Raw genomic sequence first — 1,493 nt, 5'->3', positions numbered from 1 at the left:
CCCCCGCCACATTCGTCACCGGATCACCGATCACCACACGGTCGCCTTCGGCCAGACCGGCATTGACCTGCACCTTGACGTTGTTGTTGATCCCGGTCTGCACATTGCGCGACTGGGCGTGGCCCTTGGCGTCGAGCACGCGCACCGGGAAACTGCCGTCGGCGTTGCGCGGACCGAGGGCCGCCACGGGAATGGTCAACACTGATTTGGCGGTATCAAGCACCACCCGCACCTGCGCCGTCATCGAGATGCGCAAACGGTGATCGAGATTAGGCACCTCGAACAAGGCGTTGTAGAACACCGCGCTGCTTTGCTTGGGCGTACCGGCCGCCGGGGTCTCGAGGAAATTCTGCGGGGCCGGTTCGGTGCCGCGCAGTTTGGCGTAATAGCGTTTGTCCTCACCGAGAATGGTGAAATACACCTCCTGCCCCGGCGCGATGTGAATCACATCGGCTTCCGAAACCTGCGCCTTGACCGTCATGGTGTCCAGATCCGCCAGTTTCAACAGCACCGGCGCCAACTGGTTGGCGATCACCGTCTGGCCTTCCTGGGTGACGATGCCGACTACATCGCCGTCGATCGGCGCGACAATCCGCGTGTAGGCCAGGTTGACCTTGGCCGTGTCGATCTGGATGTGTGCGCTTTTTATCTGCGCCTCCAGCGACATCAGGTTGGCCTGCTGCACCTGATAGTTCGACTCAGCGGTTTCAAAATCCTGGCGCGAGATCGAAGCATCCTCCTGCAGGTTCTGATAGCGCTCGTAAATCGCCTTGGTCTGCTTGAGCTGGGCCTGGGTCGCGCGTTTTTGCGCTTGCAGGTTCTCTTCATCGACCTGGGCCTGACGCAGGGTGTTTTGCAGCACCAGCGGATCGATTTCCGCCAGCCACTGGCCCTTTTTCACTTTGTCGCCGACCTTGACCTTGAGCGACTTCAACTGGCCGGAGACCTGCGCGCCGACATCCACCTGTTTGATCCCTTCGAGCACGCCAGTGGCCAGCACCGCGTTCTCGATATCATCCCGCTCGACCGTGGCGGTCAGGTACTGCGGTGCCTCGGCCGGTGCCTGCACCGTGTAGAACACCAACCCGGCCACTGCCGCCAGTGCCAATCCCATACCGACTTTGCGCAACTTCGACTTTTCCATAAATGACCACAAGTCCGTTCAGGGGTGAGCCCGGCCGGCGGCCGGGCTCCTTTATAAAAAACAATATTCAGGACAACACTTTGCCCACCGGCACCGACAAGCCGTCATGCCACCACGCCGCGAAGCTGAAGACGTTGGGCGCCTTGAGAATCGTGAAATGGTTGCCCGGCCCGTACCACACGGCGAGGTCGTTGACATGACGCTGCCAGCCTTCAAGCATCGCCGCCTGCTCGCGCTGATTGCCCCACGCGTCCAGGGTCGGATCATCGACCAGCACCAGCCGCACCGGCCCGGTGTAGGTCAGTGGCGGTTGATAGACCGTGCGCAGCGCCGTGGCGAAGGTGCGCAC

2 protein-coding genes are annotated in these 1,493 nt (G+C 61.5%); both read right to left on the bottom strand.

Translation table 11 applies throughout. The features are described 5' to 3' along the window. Positions 1–1,144: macrolide transporter subunit MacA (macA, locus tag DBR24_RS10660; protein WP_128614705.1), on the bottom strand; the 1,144-nt coding region annotated here is incomplete at its 3' end. Positions 1,145–1,211: 67 nt separating this feature from the next. Continuing rightward, positions 1,212–1,493: hypothetical protein (locus DBR24_RS30915; protein ID WP_158277028.1), on the bottom strand; the 282-nt coding region annotated here is incomplete at its 5' end.

This window comes from Pseudomonas sp. HMWF006, assembly GCF_003061205.1.
Classification (GTDB): Bacteria; Pseudomonadota; Gammaproteobacteria; order Pseudomonadales; family Pseudomonadaceae; genus Aquipseudomonas; species Aquipseudomonas monsensis.
Note: the sequence above shows the minus strand (reverse complement) of the source record. Positions and strands in the feature narration are given on the sequence as shown.